Origin of the sequence: Martinezella calliandrae (assembly GCF_030272695.1) — a bacterium.
GTDB classification, from domain to species: domain Bacteria; phylum Pseudomonadota; class Alphaproteobacteria; order Rhizobiales; family Rhizobiaceae; genus Rhizobium; species Rhizobium calliandrae.
Genome location: NZ_JARFYN010000005.1, coordinates 33949 through 59392, shown reverse-complemented (window position 1 = coordinate 59392; position 25444 = coordinate 33949). Strand labels below are relative to the sequence as shown.

Below are 25444 nucleotides of genomic sequence, written 5' to 3'. Positions count from 1 at the left end.
GGTGGCCGGGCGATGAAAGAACGAGGCCATACCGGCCGCGAAATGAATCGAAAAGGGGAAGCTCGCGAAAATGCGCGTTAGAGCGCCTGGGTCATAGCCGTCGGGTCATGGCCGGGAGGCGCATCATCACAAATAAGATATTCATCAGAGCCTCCTCTGTCACAAGTTGTAGAGCGGTTCCCTTTTACCGTGCATCGGTCGCTTTGGAAAGTGAAATGTGCCCGCATACGCGCCTAAAATCTTTAATTCTGCTGATGGAGATATCACGGAAACGCGGGGATTAAACAAAAGGCGAAGACAACCGACAACAATTTCGCTAGTTGCAGGACATGACCTCGCTGCGCATCGCCCTCTACCAACCCGATATACCGGGCAACACCGGCACGATCCTCCGGCTCGCCGCCTGCCTCGGCCTTGGCGTCGATATCATCGAGCCGGCCGGCTTCGACATATCGGATCGCAACCTCAAGCGCGCCGGCATGGATTATCTTGCCGCAGTCACGCTCACGCGGCATGTCAACTGGGAACGTTTCGAGGCTTGGCGGGCGCAAAGCTCGCGGCGGCTGGTGCTCGCCTCCACCAAGGCCGCCGAACGCTACACGGACTTTTCCTTCCGGAAGGACGACATACTGCTCTTCGGTCGCGAGAGCGCCGGCGTACCCGATCATGTGCATGAAAAAGCCGATGGCCGCATCCTGATCCCGATGGTCGCCGGTCAGCGCTCCATCAATGTCGCCATGTCGGCTGCGATGATATCGGGCGAGGCACTGCGGCAGACAAACTGGTCGTAAATGTCGCGGCAAATCTGGGTGCGGCGGCGGCCAATTGCCGTTGGCATGCCCGCTAAAGTATGAGAAGCTTCGAATTGGAAATGCTTTACCTAACGGCAGCCCTGGCGAGGTGACCCCATGTTCCAGACCGCCTTCACCCTCACCCTTACTCAACTCGCTCGCACCCTGAGCTTACCGGAACGCCTGCAACGCTCACCGGTGCGCAATCTCACCCTGGAAGCCCTTCGCCAGCGCAACACCGCGCTCGACGCCCTGTTTTACGACGTCAAGGTCATAAGCCCGGAAGAGGCCTTCTACATCAGCGGATCGCTCGCGGCCGAAGGCTCGATCATGCTCGTGCCACCGAGCGGCGGTGCCAAGCTTACCCTTTGCGAAACGCTGGAAGAGTTCGTACTGCGCGGCGGCCAGAAGGCGCAGGCGCTGACCGCCGCCGGCATCGGCGGATCGGCTCTCGGTGCGGCCGCCTTCGCCCGCAATGTCGCAGACGCGATCGGCGCGCCGGTTGCCGTCGTCGTCTCCGGATATGGTCTGGCCGACATCATCACCGAGGCCTTCGGCGGCCATTTCTTCTTCGGCCACTTGAAAGGCCTGCGGCCTGTTCTCGAAATGCTGGACGATCTTGCCGGACGACCTCAATTCGGCGTCGCCGACACGAATGGCGGTGAGACGGCCGCCCGCGCCAGCCTCGACACTAGGACGGTGCGCGCGCTTCTTGGCGACCCGCGCCTCTCCTTCCGCCTGCTTGCCGGCCACTCCAAAGGCAATCTGGTGATTTCGGCTGCCCTTCACGATCTCTGCAAGGAGGACGAAGCCCGGGCAGCGCAATTGGCGAAGACTGTGAAGATCGTCACCATCGGTACCCGCATCGCTATGCCGCCTTCTTTTTCGGATGTGATCGATGTCATCGGCGAATGGGACTGGTTCGGCGAGATGAACTCCCGACCATTCATTTCGGCCAATCAGCGCGTCCCACATGCCTGGCATCACACCAACACCGATTTGAACGGCCATCTGCCGGTGACTGCCGTGCTCAAAGAGATTTTGGCCACTGCCTCGACTTCCGAAAACACCCAGGAGGCACCGGCGTTGCACGTCGTGACCGAGGCATCGGTTGCAGCAACGACCGAAACCGCGGCCCCCTCGCCCTCGGAGCGGCCGACGCGACGGCCGGCAACGGTCAAGAATGTCAAAGAGGCTTTCTCTGAAAGAAAGATGCCTGACATCCCGCCCATCCGACCCGGCGTCTCCGGTGAGCGGCAGCCTCCGAAACCGCACTAAAATCAGGCACTGCGCAAATATTGTCCCAATATGTCGCTCGCAGTGTCGGACCACGGCCCGTCGCAAGCGTATAATCTTTAGCCGGCAACTGAAATTGCCGCGATTCATCCGGACGGTCAAAATACTGAAATCCGTATTTTTTCAGTAATTTCCGCTCGATTTCTGATAATCTTTGAAAACATGGCAGCATGAGAAAGACATAAAAAGACGAAATGGAATCCACCGTCGTCATGATCAATCTGTTCGGGGCCATAGCCATGTTGCTGTTCGGCCTTGCGCAGGTCAAGGATGGGGTATCGCACGCCTTTGGTGCCAAGCTCAGAACCGGCCTTGCCAGCGGTACGCGTGGCAGGCTTCGCTCCTTCATCTCGGCACGGTGACAATGCCGGTTGGCGAAACGTTCTGGGCGGAGCGTTTCGGCATGCTGGTCGACAAATTTGGCGTGCCGTGGATGATCGACTGCAGGCGTTCGACCGCTTGAAGACGTGCGTCGTTTCAATCCGCCGACGGCAGGCGCCGCATGGTGAATTCGATGCGATCGCCGTCGACCTGCCGCCAGCTTTCGACTTCCGTCCAATAGGCGGCTTTCGGAAATTCGTCGAACCACTCGCGCGCCTTGGCGCGCGCTTCCGGGCGACTGAGGCAAAAGGTCTCGCGAACAAAATCACCTCTGCCGCCGGAGGGCTTTTCCTGCCGGTAGCGTGATATTCTGCGTCTCAACCCGTCAAGGGGCGGCGGTCCGGGTATTTTCATCATGAAACCTCGCCTTTGAGAGGGAAGATAATACCGCATTTGGCAATTTGCGAGTCGATTTTCCCGATGGACCTAGACGCTGGTTAGGGTGCGATGTTGCTGATATTCAAAACGAGAATCGATAGTACGCGAATCGCGGGCGTCTAGCGGCCCGCAACGCCGGAGAGCATGCATGGAACGACCGGAACTTCCCAAGGGCCTACCCGAGGACATCGAAGAGAAGAAGGAAGCCGCCAAGGGCTGGTTTGAAAGCCTGCGCGACGCGATCTGCGCCCAGTTCGAGCAGTTGGAGGACGAGCTCACCGGGCCCCTTTCCGATCAGGAGCCGGGACGTTTCTTCGCCAAGGATTGGCTGAGAGAGAACGGCCAAGGCGGTGGCGGTCGCATGTCGATCATGGAGGGCCGCGTTTTCGAAAAGGTCGGCGTCCACACCTCCACCGTTTACGGCGAATTCTCGCCCGATTTCCGCAGCCAGATTCCGGGGGCCGAAGAAGATCCGCGTTTCTGGGCCTCGGGCCTGTCGCTGATTGCCCATCCCGTCAATCCGAATGTGCCGACCGTGCATATGAACACCCGCATGGTGGTCACGACCAGCCATTGGTTCGGCGGCGGCGCCGACCTGACGCCGATGCTCAACCGGCGGCGCACCCAGGAGGAAGCCGACAGCGTCCTCTTTCATCGCGCGATGCAGATCGTATGCGATCGCCACTCGGTTGCAGACTACCAGCGCTACAGGACATGGTGCGACGAATACTTCTATTTGAAGCATCGCAACGAACCGCGCGGCATCGGCGGAATTTTCTTCGACTGGCTGCATTCCGGAGAGGAGGCAGGCGGCTGGGATGCCGATTTCGCCTTCACGCGCGATGTCGGGCGCGCATTTTCCATGGTCTATCCCCGGATCGTGCGTTCGAATTTCAATGACGTATGGTCAGAGGAGGATCGTGACGAACAATTAATTCGTCGCGGGCGCTATGTGGAGTTCAATTTGCTTTACGATCGGGGTACAATATTCGGGCTAAAGACGGGCGGAAACGTAGAGTCGATCTTATCGTCCTTGCCACCCGTCGTGCGTTGGCCATAGAGCACTGGCGTAAACAATCAGAAAAAGCTTATATAAAATAGTTAGGAGGAGTACCGAGGTTAGGTAATGCTCGTTTCAATCGGAGGAGGTTGTAATGGCAGTACAAAAACAAGTGGCAGAAGCCGCGAATGAAAAGAAGCTTTCGCGGGCAGTCGATACGCCGGAGTTCGTAGTCCGGTTGGCTGAGGATATGAGGATCAGAAGCGGGTCCGATCTGCCACTCACCTGCTTCATACAGCAGGTCAGAATGCAGTTGGCCGGCAAGTCTCCAGGCGATGTCGCTCGCCTGGTGTCCGACCGTCCGTCAAAACAAGCGCCCATTCCGAAGTATCAATCTTCGGATTGCTTCAAATCCTGGGCTATGCCGGATTGACATCCGGAGAGCATCGTCCGGCAGGGTGGAGGCCCTGCCGGACAACCGAAACCTTTCCCCATCTTTTGCGTTTTGACCTTCATGCCGTTTGTCATGAAGATTTCGTGGCGTCGAAATATAAGGAGGCAGATATGCGACTGTTCGAATGTGGTACGCTCGTTCCCGGCTGCGACTGGCACACCCGCGCTAACGACGATGCCGAAATTGTTCGCCGTGCCGTCGAGCACATGCGTAACACCCATGGCGAGACCATCATCCGCGAAAACATGATCGACAATATCAAGGCCCGCATTCGCGACGAAGCGAACGCCGCCTGATTGCCGACGACAACCATCAGGTGTCGATCAATTCCCTGAGCCGGGCGAGAAGCGCAGCGCGGGTCAGGGCGAAGTTGCTGTCGAGCCATTGTTGTTCGAGCCTGCCGAGGATATCGCCGACCCGAGGCCCTGCGCTGAGCCCCGCAGCAAGAGCGTCTGCGCCATTGATTGGAAAGACGGGTTTCTTCCAGCGCATCGTCCGCTCAAGCAAATTGCTGAGCCGCGCAGTGCGAGCCATCTCCTTGAAATCGCCTTCCGCCTTGCCTCGCGCGATGGCAAGCGCAAGCCTCAACCGCGCGCCGATTCCAATCGGACCATAGCGATAAAGCAAGCGATCGAAGGCTGCTTGCGACTGATCGTCCTTGATACCTGGCGCATCCGCCCAGTCCTGCAAATAGCTCGCTTCGACCTTCGACAGCCGCAGCCGTTCGGCGAGCTTTGCCAATCTTTTGGCATCCGGCGGCACGATGGCCGCCAACCGCAGCAGTGGATCGGGCGACCAGCCAAGGGCTTGTTCCGTGGCGACAAGCGCCGGGATGGCATCGATACCCCACTTCTCAGTCTCCGGCAGCACCTCGGTCAAAATTCCGACCTGTCGCATCCAGAGCAGAGCGCGGCCGGGATCTTTAGCCGTCAACAGCTTCTTCATCTCCGACCAGACACGCTCCGCCGAAAGCATCAAGATTTTCGAGCGCGCCGCCGCGCAGGCGCGCAAACCGTCCGCATCCGGTCTGCCGCTGCCGTAATAGGCGAAAAAGCGGAAGAAGCGCAGGATCCGCAGATGATCCTCGGCAATCCGCGTCGCCGCATCACCGATGAAGCGGATATTGCGGCGCTCCAGATCGGCAAGCCCGCCCACCAGGTCGACAACCTCGCCATTGGACGAAGCATAGAGCGCATTGATCGTGAGATCGCGCCGTTCGGCATCCGCCTGCCAATCATCGCTAAAGGCAACCCGAGCCCGCCGGCCGTCGGTCTCAACATCGCGCCGCAAGGTAGTGATTTCGAAAGGTTTTCCATCGACGACCAGCGTCACTGTCCCATGCGAGATGCCGGTCGGCACCGCCTTGACGCCGGCGGCAACTGCCCTTTGGACGACCGTCTCGGGCGGTAGCGTCGTGGCGATATCGATATCAGCAACAGGAAGACCCAACAGGCTGTTGCGCACCGCTCCGCCGACGACACGCCCCTCGCCGCCATCGGCATTCAACAATGAAAGCACCCGCTGCAGCGCTTCGTCCTGGAACCAGGTCTGACCGGCCACAGAGGTCATGAATAGAGCCTTTCATAGAGCGTGCGGACAATACCGGCGGTAATGCCCCAGATCATACGCGCACCATAAGGCATGCGATAGAAATGGCGCTCGACCCCGTTCCAGACCATGGTGTCGGTGGCATGATGACCGGGATCCATCAGGAAGGAGAGCGGCACTTGGAAAGCATCGTCCACCTCGGTCGGATTAAGCGCCAGTTCGAACCCGGGCTTGACCACCGCAAGGATCGGCGTGATGCGAAAACCGGTCGCAGCCAGATAAAACGGCAGCCGTGCCACTGGCTCGATGAAAACATCCGCCAATCCGATCTCTTCACCGGCCTCACGGACCGCGGCCATTTCCGGCGAAGCATCTTCAGGATCGATAGCGCCGCCGGGAAAGGCGATTTGGCCGGAATGCTTGCGCAATGTCGAGGTGCGCAGCGTGAAAATGACATTGGCGTCGTCGCCGTCGTCTATCACCGGCACCAGCACGGCAGCGTCGCGCAGCTTCAGACCCTCGACGTGCAAGATATTATCGGGATTGAGCGCGTGGTCGCCATGATCGCGCCAGGCAAGGTCGACCGGGCCGCCGCTTTGATTTTGCGCGCGGCGCCGGAATTCGGCGGCGGAATAAAGGGGATATTGGCTCATCGCGTCAGGGCGTCCAATTCGGCAACCGGCATGACCGGGAAGATCGTGCCCCCCGAGCGTACGCAGAACATCTCGCGCCCGGCTATCACAACGGTCTCGCCGAGTTCAACGAGATCATACATCACCGCCCGCGTCACCAGCGCTTCCAGCCGGCCGCGAACATGCAGATAGGGTTTGAGCTCATCATTGTCGCCGCGAATGATGAAGCGGATCGGATGCTCCCTGCCCGCCTCTACGACATCGCCGACATTGGTGCGGAACGTCAGCACCCGCTTGCCGTCGCGCGCGGTCACGCTCATCTCGACCGCAATGAAAGGGGCGTCGACGACGCGGATGCCGACCTTTTCGACTGGCGTGACGAGATAGGTCTTTTGATCCGCCTCCTTGCGCAGCACCGTCGAAAACAGCCTGACCAACGGCGCGCGGCCGATCGGCGTTCCCATGTAGAACCAGGTGCCGTCGGCGCGGATCTCCATGTCGATATCGCCGCAAAACGGGGGATTCCAGCTGTCGACAGGCGGCAGGTTTTTGTTGCGTCCACCAGCATCGCCGGCCGCGCGTGAAATCAGCGCGGCCAGACTTGCCGCATCGCTCGCTCCCCTGATTTCTTCGGTTGCCATTCTTCCGTCCCGGTTTGTGCGTAGTTACGGATACGACCATTTCTCACGAGATAGTCATTCGAAACGCGCTTGTCAGCCATCTTCATGGCGATAAGTTGTATTGATTATGGGGCAAATGTGTAAGGTCTGCGAATCGCGCGTACCGTTTTTTAGCCTCCGGAGATGCAAATGAGCATGATCAAACCGACCGAGACGAGCCTCGACGACCAGGCCATCATCGCATCCGCAGAACAAGCGTTGAGCGATATCGCCTCCATTCGTACCGAGATCTCGAAGGTCATTTTCGGCCAGGAGAGCGTGGTGGAGAACACGCTTCTTGCCGTGCTGGCCGGTGGCCATGCTCTGCTTGTCGGCGTGCCGGGCCTTGCCAAGACCAAACTGGTGACCACGCTCGGGGCCGTCCTCGGCCTTGCTGCTAACCGCGTGCAGTTTACGCCGGACCTGATGCCTTCGGATATTCTGGGTTCGGAAGTCATGGACCAGGATGAAAGCGGCCGCCGTTCTTTCCGTTTCGTCAAGGGCCCGGTTTTCGCCCAATTGCTGATGGCCGACGAAATCAACCGTGCCTCACCGCGCACCCAGTCGGCGCTGCTCCAGTCGATGCAGGAATATCACGTCACCATCGCCGGCCAGCGTTATGATTTGCCCGCGCCGTTCCACGTCCTGGCAACCCAGAATCCCCTGGAGCAGGAAGGGACCTATCCGCTGCCGGAGGCGCAGCTCGACCGCTTCTTGCTGCAGGTCGACGTCGGTTATCCGGAGCTTGCCGACGAACGCAAGATCATGCTCGAAACCACGGGCCTCAGTGAAGCGACGCCGCATCCGGTGATCGACGCCGAGCGATTGATGGCAATCCAGAAGCTGATCCGCCAGATGCCGGTCAGCGATGGCGTTGTCGATGCCATCCTGTCGCTGGTGCGTTCTGCCCGCCCGGGCCAAGGCAATGAGGCGACCGACAAGCATGTCTCCTGGGGTCCTGGCCCGCGCGCCGGCCAGGCGATGATGCTCTGCGCCCGCGCCCGTGCGCTTTATGAAGGCCGGCTTGCGCCGTCGCTCGATGATGTGCGTGCGCTGGCCGAGCCGGTGCTGGAACATCGCATGGCGCTGACTTTTGCGGCGCGCGCCGAAGGCATGTCGGTGCGCGACGTGATCGCGGGGCTGGTTAAGCGGTCAAGATCGTAATCAAGGATGTCAAGGAGAGTATAGCGCGTGGCATCCATCGGACAGATCGTCAGCCCGACCCCAGGCAATGATGCCCTCTCCCGAGCCCGCAGCCGTGCTGCACTCGTGCCGGATTGCCTTGTCGAAGCCAAGCGCATCGCCAATACGGTTATTGCCGGCTGGCATGGCCGGCGCAAGCGCGGCATTGGCGAGAATTTCTGGCAGTTCCGCCCCTATACCGAGGGCGAGAGCCTGTCTCGTATCGATTGGCGCCGCTCGGCCCGCGACGACCATACCTATATCCGCGACCACGAATGGGAAGCGGCTCATACCATCTGGCTTTGGGCCGACATGTCGCCGTCGATGATGTACAGATCGACCTACGGCCATGCCTCGAAGGAAGGCCGCGCGCTGGTGTTGATGCTGGCGCTGGCCGACATCCTTGCCCGCTCCGGCGAACGTATCGGGTGCCCCGGCGTCATGGAGCCGGTCTCTTCCCGCAATGCCGCCGAACGCCTGGCGGCCGCGCTGATGCACACGCCGCTCGAAGGCGGCCTGCCGCAGACCGCCATGATCCGTGGGTGGAGCGACATCGTGCTGATCGGCGATTTTCTGGACGATGCCGATACTGTCATGGGCCGGATCGGCCCGCTTGCCCGCCGGGGACTGCGCGGCCATGTGGTCGAGGTAGCCGACCCGGCTGAGGAAATCTTTCCCTATAGCGGCCGCACCGAATTCACCGATCCTGAAAACGGATCGAAGCTGGTAGCCGGCCGTGCAGAAAACCTGCGCGAAGATTATCGGCGCGCCTACCTCGCCCGCCGTGAAAATCTTGGCCAATCGCTGCGCCGTCTCGGCTGGACCTTCGTAAGCCACCGTACCGACCGGCTGGCGTCGGAAGCGCTGGTCGCTGTGCATATGTATCTTTCGGGGATGCCGGCCAAAGCGGCAATTGGAGGGCAGCCATGAGCGCGCTCCCCTTCGCTTTCGCCTCCCCGGCGATCCTTGGCGCGTTGATCCTGCTCCCAGCCATCTGGTGGCTGTTGCGCCTGACGCCGCCACATCCGAGAGCGGAAGTCTTTCCGCCGCTGCGTATTCTGGCAAGAATTCTGAAGCGCGAGGAAACTCCGGCGCGCAGCCCGTGGTGGTTGACGCTGCTGCGCATGGTGCTTGCCACGCTCGTTATCCTCGCGATCGCCAACCCGACGTTCAATCCGCGCTCCAATACGCTGTCGACCGCTGGTCCCCTCGTGCTCGTCATCGACAATAGCTGGGCGAGCGCGACCGATTGGGATCGCCGCGTGCAGTCGGCCGACGCGCTGATCGACGACGCCGACGCCAAAGGCGTCCCTGTTTCCATCGCCTTTACGGCGGACCAGCGCAACGACACGACACCGGGTGCCGCGGCTGCCGCCCGCGACAAGCTGCATGCGGCCAATGCAAGGCCGCTGCCGCCGGATCGCCAGCGCGCCGTCCAGGCGATCAAGTCTGCCTTGAACGGCACCAAGCCAGGCACGATCGCCTTCCTCTCCGACGGCGTCCAAAGCAAGGACAACGACGATATTCTAAAGCAGCTCTCGGCCATGGAGCCGAGCGAGTTGCGCCTGATCGAAGGCGACGGCGACGAGGTGTTAGCAATCACCGGCGCCGCAAACGCCGCCGACAACATGACTGTCACTGCCACTCGGCTGAACGGCAACAACCCGCTCCGGCTTGGGCTCAGCGCACTGGACAATCAAGGGCGGCCGATCGCAGCCGGCTCGTTGAATTTCGGCGCCGGCCAGACGGTCGCCACCGGCACGATCGCGGCCCCCTTCGAGATGCGCAATGATTTTGCCCGCATCAGCATCGACCGCTACGCAAGCGCGGGCACCGTGCATCTGCTCGATGACGGCTTCAAGCGCCGCCGCGTGGCGCTGCTGTCCGGGCAGGCCGCCGACGAATTCCAGCCGATCCTGTCGCCGCTCTATTACATCCAGCGCGCCCTGCAGCCCTATGCCGATCTGGTCCAGCCGAACAGCGCGGATCTGGCGAAGTCGATCCCCCAACTGCTCTCTGGCAATCCTTCCGTCATCATCATGGCCGATGTCGGCCGTCTGCCGCAGGAAACCTACGCGCCACTGCAGCGGTGGATCCAGAACGGCGGCACGCTGGTGCGCTTCGCAGGGCCGCGCCTTGCCGCTGCTCCCGCCGACGACCCGTTGGTGCCGGTGACGATGCGCCAGGGCGAACGCACTTTTGGCGGTGCACTCTCCTGGGCCGAACCGCAGCCACTTTCCGATTTCCCCTCCTTCGGCCCCTTTGCCGGTATGCCGAAGCCCACCAACGTCCTGATCAAGCGGCAAGTGCTGGCCGAGCCCACGCCCGATCTTGCCGAACGCACCTGGGCAAGCCTTGCCGACGGAACACCATTGGTGACTGAAAAGCAGATGCAGGCCGGCCGCATCGTGCTGTTCCATGTCAGCGCCGAACCCGAATGGTCCGATCTGCCGATCTCGGGCGACTTCGTCGAGATGCTGCGCCGCATCGTGCAGCTTTCTCGTTCCGGCGGGGTCAACTCGACCGAAAACGGGCCGAGGACCGGTGAAGCCCTGCCCCCATTCCGGCTTCTGGACGCCAAGGGCGTGCTGACCAGCGAAACCGGTAATGCACGTCCGCTCGATGCGAACAAGAAAGGCGCGATCACTGCCACCTTCGATAACCCGCCCGGCCTTTACGGCTCGGAGGAAGGCTTTAGCGCACTCAACGTCCTGCCTAACGGCACAGAGCTCAAGCCACTGGATGCCACCGCCGCGGGACTGTCGGTTGCGCGTGAGGGTCTGATCGGCGGCGAGGCTTGGTCGGCCAAACCGATCCTTTTCATATTCGCCTTCCTGGTGCTTCTGGCAGACAGCCTAATCGTGCTTTTCATGAATGGGGCCTTCCCGCGCCTCAGAAAATCAACGAAGACGATCGCGGGCGGTGCCGCAATGCTGCTGCTTGCCATCTCTGTTGGCGCCTTCCTGCACCCGACGAACGGTTGGGCTGACGATTCCAAGCCCGGCGACGACACCATATATTCGCGGCTCGACAAGACCCATCTTGCCTATGTCGTCACCGGCGAATCCGAGGTCGACCATATTTCCGAGCGTGGCCTTGCCGGCCTCTCTGATTTTCTGACCTATCGCACCACATTGGAGCCGGGGCCACCGGTCGGTCTGGATCTCACCAAGGACGAGCTCGCCTTCTATCCCATCATCTATTGGCCGATCTCCGCCACCGCGCCGATGCCGTCCAACGATGCCATCAACCGCATCGACGCTTATATGCGCAACGGCGGCACGGTTCTCTTCGATACGCGCGATGCCATCGACACGATGGGCGACAACACCACACCGAGCCCGAACGGCCAGCGATTGCAGGCGATCCTTGCCAATCTCGACATTCCGGCGCTGGAGCCTGTGCCGTCAGGACATGTGCTGACGAAGTCCTTCTATCTGCTGTCGAGCTTTCCCGGCCGCTACGCCGATAGCCCGCTCTGGATCGAAGCGCGGCAGGATACGCGCGGCGACAGCAATGCAGTCTCCTCATCCGACGGCGTGACCCCGATCATGATCACCGGTAACGATTTCGCCGGCGCCTGGGCAACCGACGACAACGGCTCGCCGCTGCTACCGACGGTGCCTCCCGATGAGACGCAGCGAGAATATGCCTACCGCACCGGCGTCAACATCATGATGTATATGCTGACCGGCAACTATAAGTCCGACCAGGTACATATTCCGGACATCCTGGAACGATTGGGGCAATGAGATGAATATCGATTTTGCCCCTTTCCTGCCCTGGCCAATTCTCGCCGCCCTTGCAGTGCTGACGCTTGGCATTACGGCGCTCGCGATCTATCGGCGCATGCGCGGCAGTTGGATCCGCGCGCTGGCCGCGTTCGCCCTGCTGGCCGCCCTTGCCAACCCCGTGCTGATGCAGGAGGATCGCGACCAGCTTTCCACCATTGTCCCCGTCATCGTCGACCGCAGTCCGAGCCAAGAAACACCCGAGCGTCTCAAGATGACCGACGATGCGCTGGCTGCGCTGAAGGATAGGCTGGCGCAATTCCCGCGCATCGAGCCTCGTATCGTCGAGGTGCGCGAACCTGCCGAATCCGAGTCGCCTTCGACAAGGCTATTTGGTGCACTTTCTTCAGCGATCGCCGATGTGCCGTCCGGGCGCGTCGGCGGCGCAATCTTCCTGACCGACGGTCAGATCCACGATATTCCGAGCGTCAATCAGCCACTTGGCTTCGATGCACCGATCCACGGGCTGATCACCGGCAAGCCGGACGAGTTCGATCGGCGCATTGAGGTGGTGCGTGCGCCTCGCTTCGGCATCGTCAACGACGAACAGCAGCTCGTGCTGCGCGTCGTCGACGATGGCAAGAGCCCGGGTGGCAGCGCAGCCGTGACGGTGCGGATGAACGGCGATGAGATCGCCACGCTGCACGCGACTCCCGGCCAGGATACGCCCTTCAGCTTCAAGGTGCCGCGTGCTGGCAGCAACGTGCTCGAGTTCGCCGTCGCCGAAGTGCCGGGCGAAGTGACAGCTGTCAATAATCGCACGGTTCAGCTGATTGAAGGCATCCGTCAGAACATGCGCGTACTGCTCGTTTCCGGCGAACCGCATGCCGGCGAGCGCGCCTGGCGCAATCTCCTCAAGTCTGACCCTTCCGTCGACCTCGTCCATTTCACCATTCTGCGTCCGCCGGATAAGCAGGATGGTACGCCGATCAACGAGTTGTCGTTGATTGCCTTCCCGACACGCGAACTCTTTGTCGACAAGATCAATTCTTTCGACCTGATCATATTCGACCGCTATCAGGACCGTCCTAACGTCTTGCCGGCGATTTATTATGATTACATGGCCCAATATGTCGAAAACGGCGGCGCATTGCTGGTGGCCGCAGGTCCTGAACATGCCGGCGGCAACTCGATCGCGCTGACACCGCTTTCCTCGGTGCTCCCGGCCGAGCCGACCGGCCAGATGATCGAGAAGCCGTTTTATCCGCGCCTGTCGGAACAGGGCCGCAAGCATCCGGTCACACGCGGTCTTGACGGATCGGATTCCGAGCCGCCGCATTGGGGCCGCTGGTTCCGCAGCATCGATGTCGAGAAGCCGCAAGGCCAGACCGTGATGGTCGGGGCAGATAATCATCCGCTGCTAGTGCTCAATCGCGTCGCCCAGGGCCGCGTCGCCATGCTGCTTTCCGACGAAGGCTGGCTCTGGGCGCGCGGTTTTGAAGGCGGCGGACCGCATGTCTCGCTCTATCGCCGCATTGCCCATTGGCTGCTGAAGGAGCCGGCTCTCGAAGAAGAGGCACTGACGGCGCGCGCCTCTGGTCGTGCGCTGGAAGTCACTCGCCAGACGATCGGCGACGATCCAGGCCCAGCTACCATCAAAGCGCCATCCGGCAAGACGCAGGCTTTGCAGCTGAAACAGACGCAACCGGGTCTCTATCAGGCTGAGAAGCATATGGACGAAATCGGCCTCTACCAGATTACCAACGGCAATCTCTCGACGCTGGTGCATGTCGGCGCGGTCGACGCGCCGGAATTCAAGGCAATGATCTCGACCATTGACACGCTGAAGCCCTTGGCAGAAAAGACCAAGGGGCTCGTCACCCGGGTCGCCGGTACCGCCGGCGGGGTCACCGTCCCGCCCATTCTGCCGGTGCGGGGCGCCGTGCGCATTGCCGACGACCAGCGTTTGACCATCCGCATGACCGACGAAACCGTCTTGAAGGGCATCAACACGCTGCCACTCTTTGCGGGCTTTGCCGGTCTTTCCGCCCTCCTCTTCGCCTTCTCCGCCATGTGGTGGCGTGAAGGCCGGTGATTTCATGCCCCTATTTGAAGTGACGGATGCTCCCTCCGAAGGTGACCTCGCTGCGATCGGTGAAGGCCTGACTGCTTTCAACGCCGCCGATATCGGCCCCTCCGGGCGCCGCCCGCTCGCTGTCCTCATTCGCGACGAAAAGGCCAAGACGATCGGCGGCATCTCCGGCTACACCGGCTGGGGCTGGTTGTTTACCCAATGGCTGTTCGTGCCCGAAACACTACGCGGCCAGGGCACGGCGGGCAGGCTGCTGGAAGCGGCCGAGACGGAAGCGATCGCCCGCGGCTGCCACGGCGCCTGGATCGACACATTCAATCCGCGGGCGCTGCGCGCCTATCAGCGGCAAGGCTACGTGATCTTCGGCGAACTACCGGAATTTCCAATCGGCCGCAGTCGCTATTTTCTGCAGAAAAAACTAGCGCCCCCACTGAAACAAACGGGGCGATAGCCGGCTGATGACAAGACCTTAGACGGGCGATCTGCCGCCGCCAGGCGCGTCGACAAGTCCTCATAAAGAGCCAGGCTAGACCGCAATTGCCGTCAGCGGCAAATCTTCATCGTCATCGCCCGTGTCGGAAACAACCGGGACAGACGCGTCAGCCCAGGCGATCGTACCCTTCAGCCGTGCATGGGTATCGGCGGCGATCGGCACGACCAGAACCCTGTTAGGATCGACCGGCCCCGGAAACGTCAGCGCATTATAGGCGACCTTCTCAAAGCCGAGCGGACCGTAATACGGTGGATCGCCCACTAGGATCACGGCTTCCGACCCCCTGCGCTTGGCGGCCTCGACGGCAATCCGCACGAGCTCGCGGCCAATACCCAGGTTCTTGTGCGACGGCCGCACGGCGAGCGGCCCTAACAAATGCCCTTTGACCGAACCGGCCAGCACCGGCGTCATGCGCACCGAGGCGATCGTCTCGCCGTTGTCGGCACAGATGAAGGAGAGCGAACGGTCGTGCGGCCCCTGCTCGCGAATCCGCGCTGCGGCACGGGTGAACCGGCCGGGACCAAATGCTTCTTCGTTGATGAGTTCGATGACAGCGTCATGCGACGCGTCCTCAGTGAGGTAGACCAGAACGTGCTTGTACATTAGAGCAAGGAAACCAGATAGACGGACAGGATGGCTCTCGAAAACGCTTGTCGAGCGTTCGGGATCATCGGCGTCGTCGCAGGCTTCTGGTTGCTTCCATGATAAGTGGTCCTCAAAGTGTGACAAGCCCGATAGCAGGAAATATTCCGCCCGTCCAATTTAAAATGCGAGCAGCTCTTTGTTGACGCATGATCATGTCGGGATGATGTCGTCTCTTCAACCATCACCGCATCCGAAAACCGCTTCGCAGTCTTCGCACGGTCCTGCGGTTCGGGGATCCGGGACACACTGTTCATCGTTTGTCGTATCGAAATTCGGCGGACATACCGTATTTTCGCGTTAAGGTTTGTTTGTGGGATCTGCGAAAGGATAGGCAATGGGCATGTTGGTCAACGGCGTCTGGCATGACATCTGGTACGACACCAAGGAAACCAAGGGCCATTTCAAGCGAGCGGATTCGCAGTTCCGCAACTGGATCACGGCGGACGGCACTCCGGGTCCGAGCGGTACGGGCGGTTTCAAGGCCGAAGCGGGCCGCTATCATCTTTATGTCTCGCTCGCCTGCCCATGGGCGCATCGTACGTTGATTTTCCGTAAGCTGAAGAGACTTGAGAACCTGATCTCCGTTTCCATCGTCGATCCGCTGATGCTGGAAAATGGCTGGGAATTCAAAGGCAAGGATGGGGGCACCATCGACCATATCTTTGGTGCAAAGGCGCTCTTTGAAGTCTACGTCAAGGCCGATGCGCATTATTCCGGTCGCGTCACCGTTCCCGTCCTCTGGGACAAGCAGACCGGCACGATCGTCAACAACGAATCCGCCGAAATCATCCGCATGTTCAACAATGCGTTCGACGGGCTGACCGGCTCGAAGGACGATTTCTATCCGATGGACCTGCGTGGCGAGATCGATGCGCTAAACGCAGTCGTCTACGATACGGTCAACAACGGCGTCTATAAGTCCGGATTCGCCACCACGCAGGAAGCCTATGAGCACAATGTCCACCGAGTGTTCGAAACCCTCGACATGCTCGACAAGCGCCTGGAGACAAGCCGCTACCTCTTTGGCGACCGGCTGACCGAGGCTGACTGGCGGCTATTCACCACGCTCGTCCGCTTCGACGCGGTCTATGTCGGCCATTTCAAATGCAATATCCGTCGCATCGAGGATTATCGCAACCTTGCCGGATATCTGCGGGATCTTTATCAAGTCCCTGGCATCGCCGAGACCACCAACGTCACGCACATCAAGAGCCATTATTATCGCAGCCATAAGACGATCAACCCTACCGGCATCGTCCCTGTCGGTCCCGACCTCGATTTCGATCGACCGCATGCACGGCAGCAGCTGGCAAAGGCCGCTTGAGGCGGCAAAGCTACCAATAATTCGAGGGCGGCGCGTCGCCCTCCAATTCCTTCAGCCGCCGATAGGTCGCGTTGGTCGTCCCTTGCGGCAAGGCATCGATCGGAAAGAAACCACTGTCGACAATCTCCAGATCTGGTCGGCGCGGTGCGGTCTGTTCGACCTCAACACGGTAGAAGACGACATGATCGCGCTTGCTGACCCGATTGTTGAAATAGACATGGAAGAGCTGCGGCCGGCCCGATATCACCAGATTGCCCTCCTCCCGCAATTCCTTCGTCAATGCTTGCTCCACAGTTTCATGGCGCTCGACACCGCCACCCGGCATATGCCAGCCGGCAACATAGGAATGCCGCACCAGGAAAATCCGTCCCTGGCTATCGAAACACGCCGCACGCACACCCATGGTCATGCTGCGGGTCAGGACAAAATAGCCATGCAGCATTCGGCCGAACAATTTGGCCCGCCAGCCGCGGGTTTCGTCGGAAGCAATGCTGTCATTCATGCCGCGGCTCCCATGTTGCGATCAGCTATCAAAAAACCGATCTATTTGTTTTGACAATAGATTGAGCTATGTCTCATCTCATGTTCAAGCTCGCGCATATTTCCGACATTCACCTGGGCCCCCTGCCACGGCTTTCGATCAGAGAATTGGCCTCCAAACGCATTACCGGCTTTGTGAACTGGCATCGGAACCGGCGCAAGCATCTTTTTGGTGGCACGCTCGACCTTCTGCTCGAAGACATCAAATCAAAACAGGCAGATCATCTTGCAGTGACCGGCGATCTCGTCAATCTCGCCAGCGGTATCGAAATCCGCACCGCCGCCGAATGGCTGAGGACGCTCGGCGATCCTGCCTTCACCTCCGTCGTACCTGGCAACCACGACGCCTATGTGCCCGGCTCCTACGAGAAAGCCATGCGCGCCTGGTATCCTTATGTCCAGGGTGACCATGCGCCGGCGGAGTGGCAGGAGGACCGGCGCATTTTCCCCTATTTGCGCATTCGCGACAATGTCGCGCTGATCGGTTGCTCGACGGCGGTGGCGACGCCGCCCTTTGCGGCCAGCGGCTTCTACTCGGCCAGACAGGCACGCGAGACGGTGGATCTGTTGCGCTCCGCTGGCGAGGCAGGCCTCTTTCGCGTGGTCATGATCCATCACCCGCCAATCCGGGGCGCGACCAGCTTCTATAAGCGCATGATCGGCATTCGCCGCTTCGCTGCCGTCATTTCGACCGGCGGCGCCGAACTGGTCCTGCACGGCCATACTCATCTCAATACGCTGCATTGGCTGCGGGGGCAGACCGGTCCGGTGCCTGTCGTGGGCATCGCGTCGGCTTCGCAGGGTGCCGGCGGGCTGAAGCCGCCTGCCGCCTACAATCTCTTTACCATTTCCGGCCGTCCCGGCGCCTGGGAGCTCAAGGCAGAACGCTTCAGCCTCAATGCGAGCGGCGACGACATACAGGCTCAAGGCGTCGATATCCTGGCGTCATAATCTGTGGCATTTTGTGAATGCCCTCCCGTCGTTTCGGTAGCGTTTTCGAATATCCGGAGCTACAATCCCCACAGGTGATTTCTGGAGGACAATATGGGTTTTGACGCAGCGATGAAGCGTTCTGTCGTGACGGCGCTTGCGGTCGGATTTCTGATCAGCGCCAGCCTGCCGGCCTTCGCTGCCGGCTCCGAGAGCGACGAGACAGCCCCGCCGCCGAAAACCAAAACCACAACCAGATGCACAGACGGCAAGGTCTGGGACAAGGACAAAAAAGAATGCGTGAAACCGCAAAAAAGCGGTTTCAACGACGACCAGCTTTTCCAGGCGGCACGCGAGTTCGCCTATGCGGGCCAATATGACAACGCCATCACCGTCCTGAAGCTCGCCAAGAACCAGGATGATCCCCGCATTCTCAACTATCTCGGCTATTCCAACCGCAAGGCCGGACGCATGCAGCTCGGCATGACCTATTATCGCAGGGCCCTGCAGCGCGACGAGAACTACATCCTCGCACGCTCCTATATGGGCCAGGCATTGCTTGAACAGGGCGATGTCCAGGCGGCGCGTGTGCAGCTTGTCGAAATCCGCGACCGTGGCGGCGAAAACACCTGGGCCTATCGCTCATTGCTGCAATCGCTGAATGGTCAAATCAGGTATTGAACGAGGCGCGGACGCTCCATTCCTCAAGATCGTGTGAGAAGTGGACAGGAAGCGCACCTCCGATTTTTGAAGACTTGCGAAAAGACACCAAAATGGTTCATATCAACACAGCACAATCCTTCGGCTCAGTTAGCTCTTTGCTAGAAAAAAGCCATCTTTTGCCGGAAGAAGACTGCAGCTCGGCAACCCCCAACCTCTCCTTGGAAAGACAATGCCCACGCCGGTAGCAGCCATCGACATCAGACGCGATCTGGTCGGCCTTCTTCCGAAGCTCCGGCGCTTCGCTGTAACGCTGACCGGCGACCTGGCTGAGGCGGACGAACTCGTGCAGAGCATTTGCCAGCGCGGCATTGCGAAATTCCATCTCTGGAACAATGACGGCCGGCTGGAAAGCTGGCTCTACACCATGGCTCGCCATCAATGGGTGGATGAGACCCGGCGCCACCGGCTGCGGCCTGCCACCAAGGGAAGCGCACTGGAGCAAGGTGAACTGGCAGCACCGGGCACACATACGAATCCGGTCGAAGCAAACGAAGCGCACCAAATGGTCACATCTTTGCCCGAAGGACTTGCCAGTGTCTTCCTGCTCGTCGATGTCGAAGGGCACAGCTATAAGCAGACGGCTGATATTCTTGGCATCCCCCTGTCGATGGTGACGTCGCGGCTTTCCAACGCTCGCCTTCGCCTTGCCACTCAAGGTCACAGCCGCTCGCCGCGAAGGTTTTAGGCATTGCAGGATATGAGAAAAATGCCGCTTGAAGCTCGTTTGTCCGCCTTTATGGACGGCGAGACAAGTCGCGAGGAGAAAGAGGAGCTGGAGCGGCTCATTGCCTCCGACCCAGAAGCGCGCCGGATTTTCAATGAGCTGAAGCATGGCTCCGATGTCGGCCGCAAGGCTTTCGACGAGGTGCTGAAGGAGCCGGTGCCGCTGGCGCTGGTGCGCTCCATCAAGAGCGCTCAGGCGCCCAAGGCGCGAGAACCCGCCCCTCGCCTTTCACCGCCATCCCTGAAGCTTGCCCCGACCGGCCGCCAGGCGCTCGCCGCCGCTCTTATCCTGTTCGTGGTCGGCGCTGGCATAGGCTATCTCTTCGGCATCCAGCCGTCCGGGACACCTGCTGCCGCCCCCGCCGCGCCGACTGCTGTACCCGCTCCGAACCGCACATGGCTGGACGATATCGCCGCCTATCACCGTATCTATTCGCATCAACCGCACCATGTCGTCGAAGTACAGGCGACCGAGATTGACGAAATCAACAAATGGCTGACGGGCACTGTCGGCGTGAAATTCAATCTGCCGGATCTTGCCGCCGACGGATTGGTCTTCCAAGGCGCGCGCATGTTCATCGCCGACGACAAAGCGACCGGCCAGTTGATCTACAAGGACCTCGACGGCGATGTCATCGCCATATGTTTCATGAAGGATGACAGCGCCGCCGCCGACGGCAATTTTGACGAGACCATCAAGGACGATGTGAGCGTTGTCTCCTGGCATCGCAACGGCACCGCCTATGCGGTCGTCGGCCCCTCCTCCGATGCAATGCTGGATGAGATCGCCAATCGGGTATCGACAGAAATTTGAGTTTGGCCGTTTGTTCATTTGAATGTGCAAAGCTCGCTCTGGTCTTTTGAATCCAGAGCATCCTATCCGTTTCAGGTGGTTCCATCTGAAAGTGGGATCTGGTCAAAGTCCCTGCTTGCGACTTCCGTTGAGCCGAGGATACTATTATCTCCAAATCGTACCCTGAGGCATCTTCCGACGGGACGCATTCCCTGGAGATCGACCATGTCCGACATTCTGCTGACCATCCCGGAGATTGACCGGCGCATCGCGGCAATAAGAGAAAATCTTCGCGAGTTGATCGAGCAAGCCGCCGCTTACTCCGGCGCGGCAGACGAGGAGCTGGCGTCGGAGCGCATCGCCGAACAGGAAGAAGAGCTCGAACGCCTGTTGAAACGGCGCGAGGAGCTTTCCCAGCAGAAATCCTGACCACGGGCCGGCGGTTGCTGATGCCCCCGCCATCTCTTGTCGAAAGGTCAGCGAGAGGGCGCCGGCGAAACCGTCGTCGCAGCTTGTTCACCTGAAAAGATGATGAAGGCAAACAACAGCACGCCGATGAAAGTGACGATTGACGCCAACCCCACGATCGGCTCCATCGCCATATTGCCGAGAAGCATGAGATACAATGCCGGCACCATGATCGCGACGCCGGCGGTGTAGATGTAATATTGGATCATCGCCAGCCGCCTTTCCGCTTTCCGCGGGTTCAACGCATAGTAACCGCCGAATATCGCGCTGGTGACCCAGCCAAGAAGATTCGTATGCGCGTGGGCGCCGATGACGCTGTGATCCTCGGTAATTGCCATTTTCAGGCCCATCCCAATTCCGATGATCAGAAAGATGATTGCTGTCTTGAAGTACAAATTGGCAAGGCGTGGCATGATTCCCCTCATATTTCTGGCGATGATTATCCAGAATATCATGCCGATCAGCCATTTTGGAATTCAGCTTAATGGTCAATACCGGGGGATTGGCTTCAATACTTTCACCCCTACCCTAAAATAGATCGCACGACCGAGGCCGATGCCATCAGGCACACCGCCCTCATTCTTAAAGCTTGCCTGCCGTTTTTGATGACATCGGTTCTGTCATGCGTTATAGAACCCGCCGAGCGACTTTAGAGGAGATCGTTTGATGAGAACTCACGGCACAGGAAAACACCGCTGAAAAGCAGTGCCGTGACGGGCGGCTTTTCCGGCCCATCCATCAAATTGATATCTCTCGCCCCTGGAGGGCACTCATGTTTCGTCGCTTTGAAAAGCTCGTCGATCCATTCCAACATTATGATGATCTGAACCCGCCGCCGGATAGCTGGCGGTATCTTAAAAGCAACTTGCGCCCGTTTCGCTTGGTCATGGCAATGAGCCTTGCCTTGACCATTATCGGCGCGGCCATCGAAATCTGGCTCATCGGCTATACCAGCCAGCTCATCGACATTCTGGCTGGCGCGCGGCTGGATCGACTTTGGGCGTCCCACGGCACCGAATTGCTGGCGGCGGCCGTGCTTGTGCTGATCGGGCGGCCGCTTGCCGGTTATCTTAGGGAAAGCCTCGACGACATCGCGTTTCGGCCGAATGCCGAGACCCTGTTTAGCTGGCGGGCCCATCGCCATGTCCTGCGGCAATCCGTGGGCTGGTTCCGCCAGGACGTCTCCGGGCGCATCGCCAGCCAGGTGCGCGCTATTGGCAATTGCGCGACCGGGGCGGCCTATGCTTTGCTGCACGCTCTGTCGTTCGTTACGATCTATGTCGCCGGTTCGCTCTGGCTCATGGCGTCGATCGATCTGCGCCTCATCTGGCCGCTGCTCGTCTGGGTCTGCTGCTATCTGGGGCTGATGGCGTTTGTTATCCCGCGGCTGCGCCGGGCGTCTGGGGAATTCCAGGGCGCTTATGCCTCGCTGACGGGCATGCTGGTCGACACCTATGCCAACATCGACATCATCAAGCTCTTTGCCAACGCGGCGGAAGAAGACCGCGAAGCGCGGGCGCGCTTCGCCGCTGCGCGCGGGACATTCGTGCACGTGCAGAAGCTCGAAGTCGTGGTCAATTCCAGCATGCTGTTCCTGGGCAGCTTTCTGATCGTCGGGCTGGTCGGCTATGCCGTGATCCTGTGGCAGGCCGGCGGTGCGCCGCTTGGTCTGATTGCCGCCTCGCTCGCCTTGAGCTTCCGCATCACCGGCATGGCCGAATGGATGCTCGACGCCGTGTCGTCGTTGTTCGGCCATCTTGGCGCGCTGCGGCAATCGCTGCTGACGGTGGCACAACCGCTCGCCATTGCGGATGAACCCAACGCCGGCCAACTCATGGTCAGCGGCGGCGCCATCGCCTTCAAGTCAGTGACGCATCACTACGGCAAGGGCAATGGCGGTTTGGGCGGTGTTTCGCTGCAGATCGCAGCCGGCGAAAAGGTCGGCCTTGTCGGCCGTTCCGGCACCGGCAAATCGACGCTCGTCAATCTGTTGCTGCGATTCTTCGATCCGGAGGCAGGCTGCATCGAAATCGACGGACAGGATATCCGCCGGATTACCCAGGAGAGCCTGCGCCGGCAGATCGGCATGGTGACCCAGGATGCAGCCCTGCTCCACCGCTCGGTTCGCGACAATATCTCGCATGGTGACCCACGATTTAGCGAGGGCGCGATTGCCGCAGCAGCGGACAAGGCGGCCGCAAGCGGATTTATCGCAACTCTCCGGGATCATGAAGGTCTCATCGGTTACGACGCCCATGTCGGCGAACGCGGAGTCCAGCTATCGGGCGGGCAAAGGCAACGCATCGCCCTTGCGCGCGCCATCTTGAAGGATGCACCGATCCTTGTGCTTGACGAGGCCACGTCCGCTTTGGACTCGGAGGTGGAAGCGGCCATCCAGGAGACACTTTATAGCGTCATGGAGGGCAAAACGGTCATCGCGATCGCCCATCGCCTGTCGACCATCGCACACATGGATCGCATCGTCGTTCTAGATGAAGGGCGGATCGTCGAGGATGGCACGCACGGCGATCTGCTCGCGCAAAACGGCATCTATGCCGCATTATGGGCGCGCCAATCCGGCGGCTTCATCGGCAACGACGATCCCTTGTTGTCCGAATAGGCCGCGAGCAAAAAAGAAAAAATCCCCTCGATGACCTCGAGGGGATTTTGTCTTCATGGGGCCATAACGGCTGAAATTCAGCCCTTCTTCGCCTGAATATCGAGCACGCGGTTCGCCGCAGAGACGATCGCTTCGAGAGAGGCGGCGACGATGTTGGTGTTGATCCCGGCACCGAAGAGCTTGCCACCGGGATAGGAGGTCTCGACATAGGAGATCGCCGATGCGTTGGAGCCATGCTGCAGTGAATGCTCGGAATAATCCTCGACCGACATCGGAATGCCGAGATAGATCGAGAGCGCATTGATGAAGCCGTCGATCGGACCGTTGCCACCGCCTTCGATACGCTTTACCTCGCCATTGTCGGTAATCTCTGCGGCAACAATCCTTTGCCCCTTATGCTGGGGATCGGCGAAGGTGTGGTGGTCGACGAAGCGGATGCGGGCGTTGGGCTGGGTCACGTAACGCTCGATGAAGTGCTCGTAGATCCGCTTGGACGGCAGTTCTTTGCCTTCTTCATCGGTGATGCGCTGGATCTCCTGGCGATATTCCACCTGCAGATTGCGCGGCAGGTTGAGCCCGTAATCCTGCTGCATGATATAGGCGATGCCGCCTTTGCCAGACTGCGAGTTGATGCGGATGATCGCCTCGTAGGTGCGGCCGACATCCTGCGGATCGATCGGCAGATACGGCACTTCCCAGACCGGATGATTGGCGACTTTCGCCGCCTTCATGCCCTTGTTGATCGCATCTTGATGCGAGCCGGAGAAAGCGGTGTAGACCAGTTCGCCGACATAAGGGTGGCGTTCGCCGATCGCCATCTGGTTGGAATATTCGAAGACTTCCTTCATGCGCTCGATATTCGAGCAGTCGAGCTCGGGATCGACGCCCTGCGTGAACATGTTCAGCGCCATGGTGACGACGTCGACATTGCCGGTGCGCTCGCCATTACCGAACAGCGTGCCTTCGACGCGGTCGGCGCCAGCCATCAAGGCCAGTTCGGCGGCGGCAATACCGGTGCCGCGGTCATTGTGTGGATGCAGGGAGACGATTAGGCTTTCGCGATTGTCGAGATTGCGGCACATCCATTCGATCTGGTCGGCATAGATGTTCGGCGTCGCCATTTCGACGGTCGACGGCAGGTTGATGATCAGCTTGTTATCCGGCGTCGGCTTGACGACATCGATAACAGCATTGCAGATCTCCAAAGCCACCTCGAGTTCGGTGCCGGTGAAGCTTTCCGGCGAATATTCGAAGCGATAGCCGCCACCCGCCTTGGCGGCCATGTCGGTGATCATCTTGGCGGCATCGACGGCGATCTCCTTGATGCCCTGCACATCCTTGGCGAACACAACGCGGCGCTGCAATTCACTGGTGGAATTATAGAAATGCACGATCGGCTTATTGGCCCCATCGAGCGCCTCGAAGGTGCGGGTGATCAGCTCCGGCCGGCACTGTACCAGAACCTGCAAAGAGACGTCGGCCGGCACATTGCCTTGCTCGATGCACCACCGGGCAAAATCGAAATCGGTCTGCGATGCGGAGGGGAAGCCGATCTCGATTTCCTTGAAACCCATGTCCAGCAACAGTTGGAACATACGTTCCTTGCGGTCGTGGCCCATTGGATCGACCAGAGCCTGATTGCCGTCACGCAGATCGACGGAGCACCAGATCGGTGCCTTGGTGATGGTCTTCGAGGGCCAGGTTCGGTCGGGGATGTTGATCTGCGGGTAAGCCCGGTATTTCACCGCTGCTTCGGGCATGCCTTTGGGGGAATGGCTGTTCGCGTCCATGTTTCGTCTCTTCCTTTCCCGTCATTTGCCCCGCGTCTTAGCCGATCGTGCGCGGCTTGGCGATGACAAATGCGGACCCGTTATGGGGTATGCTGTCGATTTTGGGGATATGTCGCGAGGAGCGATGGCCAGGCGGGCTCTACGGCCGCCGGGCGCTCCTCAACGGACCCGGCAACCGCGCGTAAGGCCGAGAAGGAGAAGCGACGTAAGGGCGCGCGTATTGTCACGCAGGGCAACGCGCCCACGTGCAA

Annotated in this window: 26 protein-coding genes; 18 read left to right on the top strand and 8 right to left on the bottom strand. The window is 60.0% G+C overall.

Going from position 1 to position 25444, the window contains the following annotated elements; genetic code table 11:
* Positions 1-329: 329 nt before the first annotated feature.
* The 3 genes from PY650_RS05320 to PY650_RS05310 all read left to right on the top strand — a co-directional run bounded on the left by PY650_RS05320 (position 330) and on the right by PY650_RS05310 (position 2449).
* On the top strand, positions 330-791 hold the full coding sequence (locus tag PY650_RS05320) for a tRNA (cytidine(34)-2'-O)-methyltransferase (protein ID WP_285878002.1): 462 nt from the start codon (positions 330-332) through the stop codon (positions 789-791).
* A 117-nt stretch (positions 792-908) separates the two neighbouring features.
* Positions 909-2069 carry a hypothetical protein gene (locus PY650_RS05315; RefSeq protein WP_285878001.1) on the top strand — a complete coding sequence of 387 codons (1161 nt, stop codon included), beginning with the start codon at positions 909-911 and terminating at the stop codon, positions 2067-2069.
* Positions 2070-2281: 212 nt separating this feature from the next.
* Positions 2282-2449 (top strand): hypothetical protein, encoded by a 168-nt coding sequence (locus tag PY650_RS05310; RefSeq protein WP_285878125.1) that lies wholly within the window; start codon positions 2282-2284, stop codon positions 2447-2449.
* Positions 2450-2564: 115 nt separating this feature from the next.
* On the opposite strand, the gene PY650_RS05305 is transcribed toward PY650_RS05310, so the two are convergent.
* Positions 2565-2825 carry a hypothetical protein gene (locus PY650_RS05305; protein ID WP_285878000.1) on the bottom strand — a complete coding sequence of 87 codons (261 nt, stop codon included), beginning with the start codon at positions 2823-2825 and terminating at the stop codon, positions 2565-2567.
* Positions 2826-2994: 169 nt separating this feature from the next.
* On the opposite strand from PY650_RS05305, the gene hemF reads away from it, so the two are divergent.
* The 3 genes from hemF (at position 2995) to PY650_RS05290 (ending at position 4596) form a co-directional block, all read left to right on the top strand.
* A complete protein-coding gene (gene hemF / locus PY650_RS05300; protein ID WP_285877999.1) occupies positions 2995-3906 on the top strand; it encodes an oxygen-dependent coproporphyrinogen oxidase in 912 nt (303 codons plus the stop codon).
* A gap of 94 nt (positions 3907-4000) precedes the next feature.
* A complete protein-coding gene (locus tag PY650_RS05295; protein ID WP_285877998.1) occupies positions 4001-4279 on the top strand; it encodes a hypothetical protein in 279 nt (92 codons plus the stop codon).
* 131 nt (positions 4280-4410) lie between these two features.
* On the top strand, positions 4411-4596 hold the full coding sequence (locus PY650_RS05290) for a DUF1059 domain-containing protein (RefSeq protein ID WP_285877997.1): 186 nt from the start codon (positions 4411-4413) through the stop codon (positions 4594-4596).
* Between the two features lie 16 nt (positions 4597-4612).
* Here the strand turns inward: PY650_RS05290 and PY650_RS05285 are convergent, their stop codons facing one another.
* Genes PY650_RS05285 through PY650_RS05275 form a run of 3 tightly spaced genes read right to left on the bottom strand, consistent with a single transcriptional unit; the run spans position 4613 to position 7121 of the window.
* Positions 4613-5869 carry a CCA tRNA nucleotidyltransferase gene (locus tag PY650_RS05285; RefSeq protein ID WP_285877996.1) on the bottom strand — a complete coding sequence of 419 codons (1257 nt, stop codon included), beginning with the start codon at positions 5867-5869 and terminating at the stop codon, positions 4613-4615.
* Complete coding sequence (locus PY650_RS05280; RefSeq protein ID WP_285877995.1) at positions 5866-6501, bottom strand: NUDIX hydrolase; 636 nt, start codon at positions 6499-6501, stop codon at positions 5866-5868. The genes PY650_RS05285 and PY650_RS05280 overlap by 4 nt, the downstream gene beginning before the upstream one ends.
* On the bottom strand, positions 6498-7121 hold the full coding sequence (locus PY650_RS05275; RefSeq protein ID WP_285877994.1) for a DUF1285 domain-containing protein: 624 nt from the start codon (positions 7119-7121) through the stop codon (positions 6498-6500). The genes PY650_RS05280 and PY650_RS05275 overlap by 4 nt, the downstream gene beginning before the upstream one ends.
* 168 nt (positions 7122-7289) lie before the next feature.
* On the opposite strand from PY650_RS05275, the gene PY650_RS05270 reads away from it, so the two are divergent.
* From PY650_RS05270 to PY650_RS05250, 5 genes are read left to right on the top strand one after another with little or no spacing between them, the layout of a single operon-like run.
* Positions 7290-8303, top strand: coding sequence for an AAA family ATPase (locus tag PY650_RS05270; RefSeq protein WP_285877993.1), 1014 nt, complete (start codon positions 7290-7292; stop codon positions 8301-8303).
* A gap of 27 nt (positions 8304-8330) precedes the next feature.
* Complete coding sequence (locus PY650_RS05265) at positions 8331-9251, top strand: DUF58 domain-containing protein (protein WP_285877992.1); 921 nt, start codon at positions 8331-8333, stop codon at positions 9249-9251.
* Positions 9248-12073, top strand: coding sequence for a DUF4159 domain-containing protein (locus PY650_RS05260; RefSeq protein ID WP_285877991.1), 2826 nt, complete (start codon positions 9248-9250; stop codon positions 12071-12073). Before PY650_RS05265 ends, PY650_RS05260 begins: the two co-directional genes overlap by 4 nt.
* Before the next feature lies 1 nt (position 12074).
* The gene (locus PY650_RS05255) at positions 12075-14147 is read left to right on the top strand and encodes a hypothetical protein (protein ID WP_285877990.1); all 2073 of its coding nucleotides are present in this window, start codon (positions 12075-12077) and stop codon (positions 14145-14147) included.
* Between the two features lie 4 nt (positions 14148-14151).
* The gene (locus PY650_RS05250) at positions 14152-14595 is read left to right on the top strand and encodes a GNAT family N-acetyltransferase (protein ID WP_285877989.1); all 444 of its coding nucleotides are present in this window, start codon (positions 14152-14154) and stop codon (positions 14593-14595) included.
* A gap of 75 nt (positions 14596-14670) precedes the next feature.
* Here the strand turns inward: PY650_RS05250 and PY650_RS05245 are convergent, their stop codons facing one another.
* Positions 14671-15240, bottom strand: a complete 570-nt coding sequence (locus tag PY650_RS05245) for a GNAT family N-acetyltransferase (RefSeq protein ID WP_285877988.1) — start codon at positions 15238-15240, stop codon at positions 14671-14673.
* 376 nt (positions 15241-15616) lie between these two features.
* Here PY650_RS05245 and PY650_RS05240 point away from each other — a divergent pair, with 376 nt between their 5' ends.
* The gene (locus PY650_RS05240; RefSeq protein WP_285877987.1) at positions 15617-16606 is read left to right on the top strand and encodes a glutathione S-transferase family protein; all 990 of its coding nucleotides are present in this window, start codon (positions 15617-15619) and stop codon (positions 16604-16606) included.
* A gap of 10 nt (positions 16607-16616) precedes the next feature.
* On the opposite strand, the gene PY650_RS05235 is transcribed toward PY650_RS05240, so the two are convergent.
* Positions 16617-17108 (bottom strand): NUDIX domain-containing protein, encoded by a 492-nt coding sequence (locus PY650_RS05235; RefSeq protein WP_285877986.1) that lies wholly within the window; start codon positions 17106-17108, stop codon positions 16617-16619.
* A gap of 80 nt (positions 17109-17188) precedes the next feature.
* On the opposite strand from PY650_RS05235, the gene PY650_RS05230 reads away from it, so the two are divergent.
* The 5 genes from PY650_RS05230 to PY650_RS05210 all read left to right on the top strand — a co-directional run bounded on the left by PY650_RS05230 (position 17189) and on the right by PY650_RS05210 (position 20744).
* Complete coding sequence (locus PY650_RS05230) at positions 17189-18097, top strand: metallophosphoesterase family protein (protein WP_285878117.1); 909 nt, start codon at positions 17189-17191, stop codon at positions 18095-18097.
* A 111-nt stretch (positions 18098-18208) separates the two neighbouring features.
* A complete protein-coding gene (locus tag PY650_RS05225; protein WP_285878116.1) occupies positions 18209-18757 on the top strand; it encodes a tetratricopeptide repeat protein in 549 nt (182 codons plus the stop codon).
* Between the two features lie 211 nt (positions 18758-18968).
* A complete protein-coding gene (locus tag PY650_RS05220) occupies positions 18969-19484 on the top strand; it encodes an RNA polymerase sigma factor (protein ID WP_285877985.1) in 516 nt (171 codons plus the stop codon).
* Between the two features lie 21 nt (positions 19485-19505).
* The gene (locus tag PY650_RS05215; RefSeq protein ID WP_285877984.1) at positions 19506-20336 is read left to right on the top strand and encodes an anti-sigma factor; all 831 of its coding nucleotides are present in this window, start codon (positions 19506-19508) and stop codon (positions 20334-20336) included.
* Positions 20337-20540: 204 nt separating this feature from the next.
* Positions 20541-20744 (top strand): hypothetical protein, encoded by a 204-nt coding sequence (locus PY650_RS05210; RefSeq protein ID WP_285877983.1) that lies wholly within the window; start codon positions 20541-20543, stop codon positions 20742-20744.
* A gap of 47 nt (positions 20745-20791) precedes the next feature.
* Here the strand turns inward: PY650_RS05210 and PY650_RS05205 are convergent, their stop codons facing one another.
* Positions 20792-21196: a hypothetical protein gene (locus PY650_RS05205; RefSeq protein ID WP_285877982.1), complete on the bottom strand. Its 405-nt coding sequence runs from the start codon at positions 21194-21196 to the stop codon at positions 20792-20794.
* A gap of 359 nt (positions 21197-21555) precedes the next feature.
* On the opposite strand from PY650_RS05205, the gene PY650_RS05200 reads away from it, so the two are divergent.
* On the top strand, positions 21556-23403 hold the full coding sequence (locus PY650_RS05200; RefSeq protein ID WP_285877981.1) for an ABC transporter ATP-binding protein: 1848 nt from the start codon (positions 21556-21558) through the stop codon (positions 23401-23403).
* Positions 23404-23480: 77 nt separating this feature from the next.
* Here PY650_RS05200 and leuA read toward each other — a convergent pair whose 3' ends face one another.
* Positions 23481-25193: a 2-isopropylmalate synthase gene (gene leuA, locus PY650_RS05195; protein ID WP_285877980.1), complete on the bottom strand. Its 1713-nt coding sequence runs from the start codon at positions 25191-25193 to the stop codon at positions 23481-23483.
* Positions 25194-25444: the final 251 nt, after the last annotated feature.

What these genes read in the sequence shown, in the direction of transcription:
- PY650_RS05320 (WP_285878002.1), top strand. Translation starts at nt 330, where the DNA reads ATGACCTCGCTGCGCATCGCCCTCTACCAACCCGATATACCGGGCAAC.
- PY650_RS05315 (WP_285878001.1), top strand. Translation starts at nt 909, where the DNA reads ATGTTCCAGACCGCCTTCACCCTCACCCTTACTCAACTCGCTCGCACC.
- PY650_RS05310 (WP_285878125.1), top strand. Translation starts at nt 2,282, where the DNA reads ATGGAATCCACCGTCGTCATGATCAATCTGTTCGGGGCCATAGCCATG.
- PY650_RS05305 (WP_285878000.1), bottom strand. Translation starts at nt 2,825, where the DNA reads ATGATGAAAATACCCGGACCGCCGCCCCTTGACGGGTTGAGACGCAGA.
- hemF (WP_285877999.1), top strand. Translation starts at nt 2,995, where the DNA reads ATGGAACGACCGGAACTTCCCAAGGGCCTACCCGAGGACATCGAAGAG.
- PY650_RS05295 (WP_285877998.1), top strand. Translation starts at nt 4,001, where the DNA reads ATGGCAGTACAAAAACAAGTGGCAGAAGCCGCGAATGAAAAGAAGCTT.
- PY650_RS05290 (WP_285877997.1), top strand. Translation starts at nt 4,411, where the DNA reads ATGCGACTGTTCGAATGTGGTACGCTCGTTCCCGGCTGCGACTGGCAC.
- PY650_RS05285 (WP_285877996.1), bottom strand. Translation starts at nt 5,869, where the DNA reads ATGACCTCTGTGGCCGGTCAGACCTGGTTCCAGGACGAAGCGCTGCAG.
- PY650_RS05280 (WP_285877995.1), bottom strand. Translation starts at nt 6,501, where the DNA reads ATGAGCCAATATCCCCTTTATTCCGCCGCCGAATTCCGGCGCCGCGCG.
- PY650_RS05275 (WP_285877994.1), bottom strand. Translation starts at nt 7,121, where the DNA reads ATGGCAACCGAAGAAATCAGGGGAGCGAGCGATGCGGCAAGTCTGGCC.
- PY650_RS05270 (WP_285877993.1), top strand. Translation starts at nt 7,290, where the DNA reads ATGAGCATGATCAAACCGACCGAGACGAGCCTCGACGACCAGGCCATC.
- PY650_RS05260 (WP_285877991.1), top strand. Translation starts at nt 9,248, where the DNA reads ATGAGCGCGCTCCCCTTCGCTTTCGCCTCCCCGGCGATCCTTGGCGCG.
- PY650_RS05255 (WP_285877990.1), top strand. Translation starts at nt 12,075, where the DNA reads ATGAATATCGATTTTGCCCCTTTCCTGCCCTGGCCAATTCTCGCCGCC.
- PY650_RS05250 (WP_285877989.1), top strand. Translation starts at nt 14,152, where the DNA reads ATGCCCCTATTTGAAGTGACGGATGCTCCCTCCGAAGGTGACCTCGCT.
- PY650_RS05245 (WP_285877988.1), bottom strand. Translation starts at nt 15,240, where the DNA reads ATGTACAAGCACGTTCTGGTCTACCTCACTGAGGACGCGTCGCATGAC.
- PY650_RS05240 (WP_285877987.1), top strand. Translation starts at nt 15,617, where the DNA reads ATGGGCATGTTGGTCAACGGCGTCTGGCATGACATCTGGTACGACACC.
- PY650_RS05235 (WP_285877986.1), bottom strand. Translation starts at nt 17,108, where the DNA reads ATGAATGACAGCATTGCTTCCGACGAAACCCGCGGCTGGCGGGCCAAA.
- PY650_RS05230 (WP_285878117.1), top strand. Translation starts at nt 17,189, where the DNA reads ATGTTCAAGCTCGCGCATATTTCCGACATTCACCTGGGCCCCCTGCCA.
- PY650_RS05225 (WP_285878116.1), top strand. Translation starts at nt 18,209, where the DNA reads ATGAAGCGTTCTGTCGTGACGGCGCTTGCGGTCGGATTTCTGATCAGC.
- PY650_RS05220 (WP_285877985.1), top strand. Translation starts at nt 18,969, where the DNA reads ATGCCCACGCCGGTAGCAGCCATCGACATCAGACGCGATCTGGTCGGC.
- PY650_RS05215 (WP_285877984.1), top strand. Translation starts at nt 19,506, where the DNA reads ATGCCGCTTGAAGCTCGTTTGTCCGCCTTTATGGACGGCGAGACAAGT.
- PY650_RS05210 (WP_285877983.1), top strand. Translation starts at nt 20,541, where the DNA reads ATGTCCGACATTCTGCTGACCATCCCGGAGATTGACCGGCGCATCGCG.
- PY650_RS05205 (WP_285877982.1), bottom strand. Translation starts at nt 21,196, where the DNA reads ATGCCACGCCTTGCCAATTTGTACTTCAAGACAGCAATCATCTTTCTG.
- PY650_RS05200 (WP_285877981.1), top strand. Translation starts at nt 21,556, where the DNA reads ATGTTTCGTCGCTTTGAAAAGCTCGTCGATCCATTCCAACATTATGAT.
- leuA (WP_285877980.1), bottom strand. Translation starts at nt 25,193, where the DNA reads ATGGACGCGAACAGCCATTCCCCCAAAGGCATGCCCGAAGCAGCGGTG.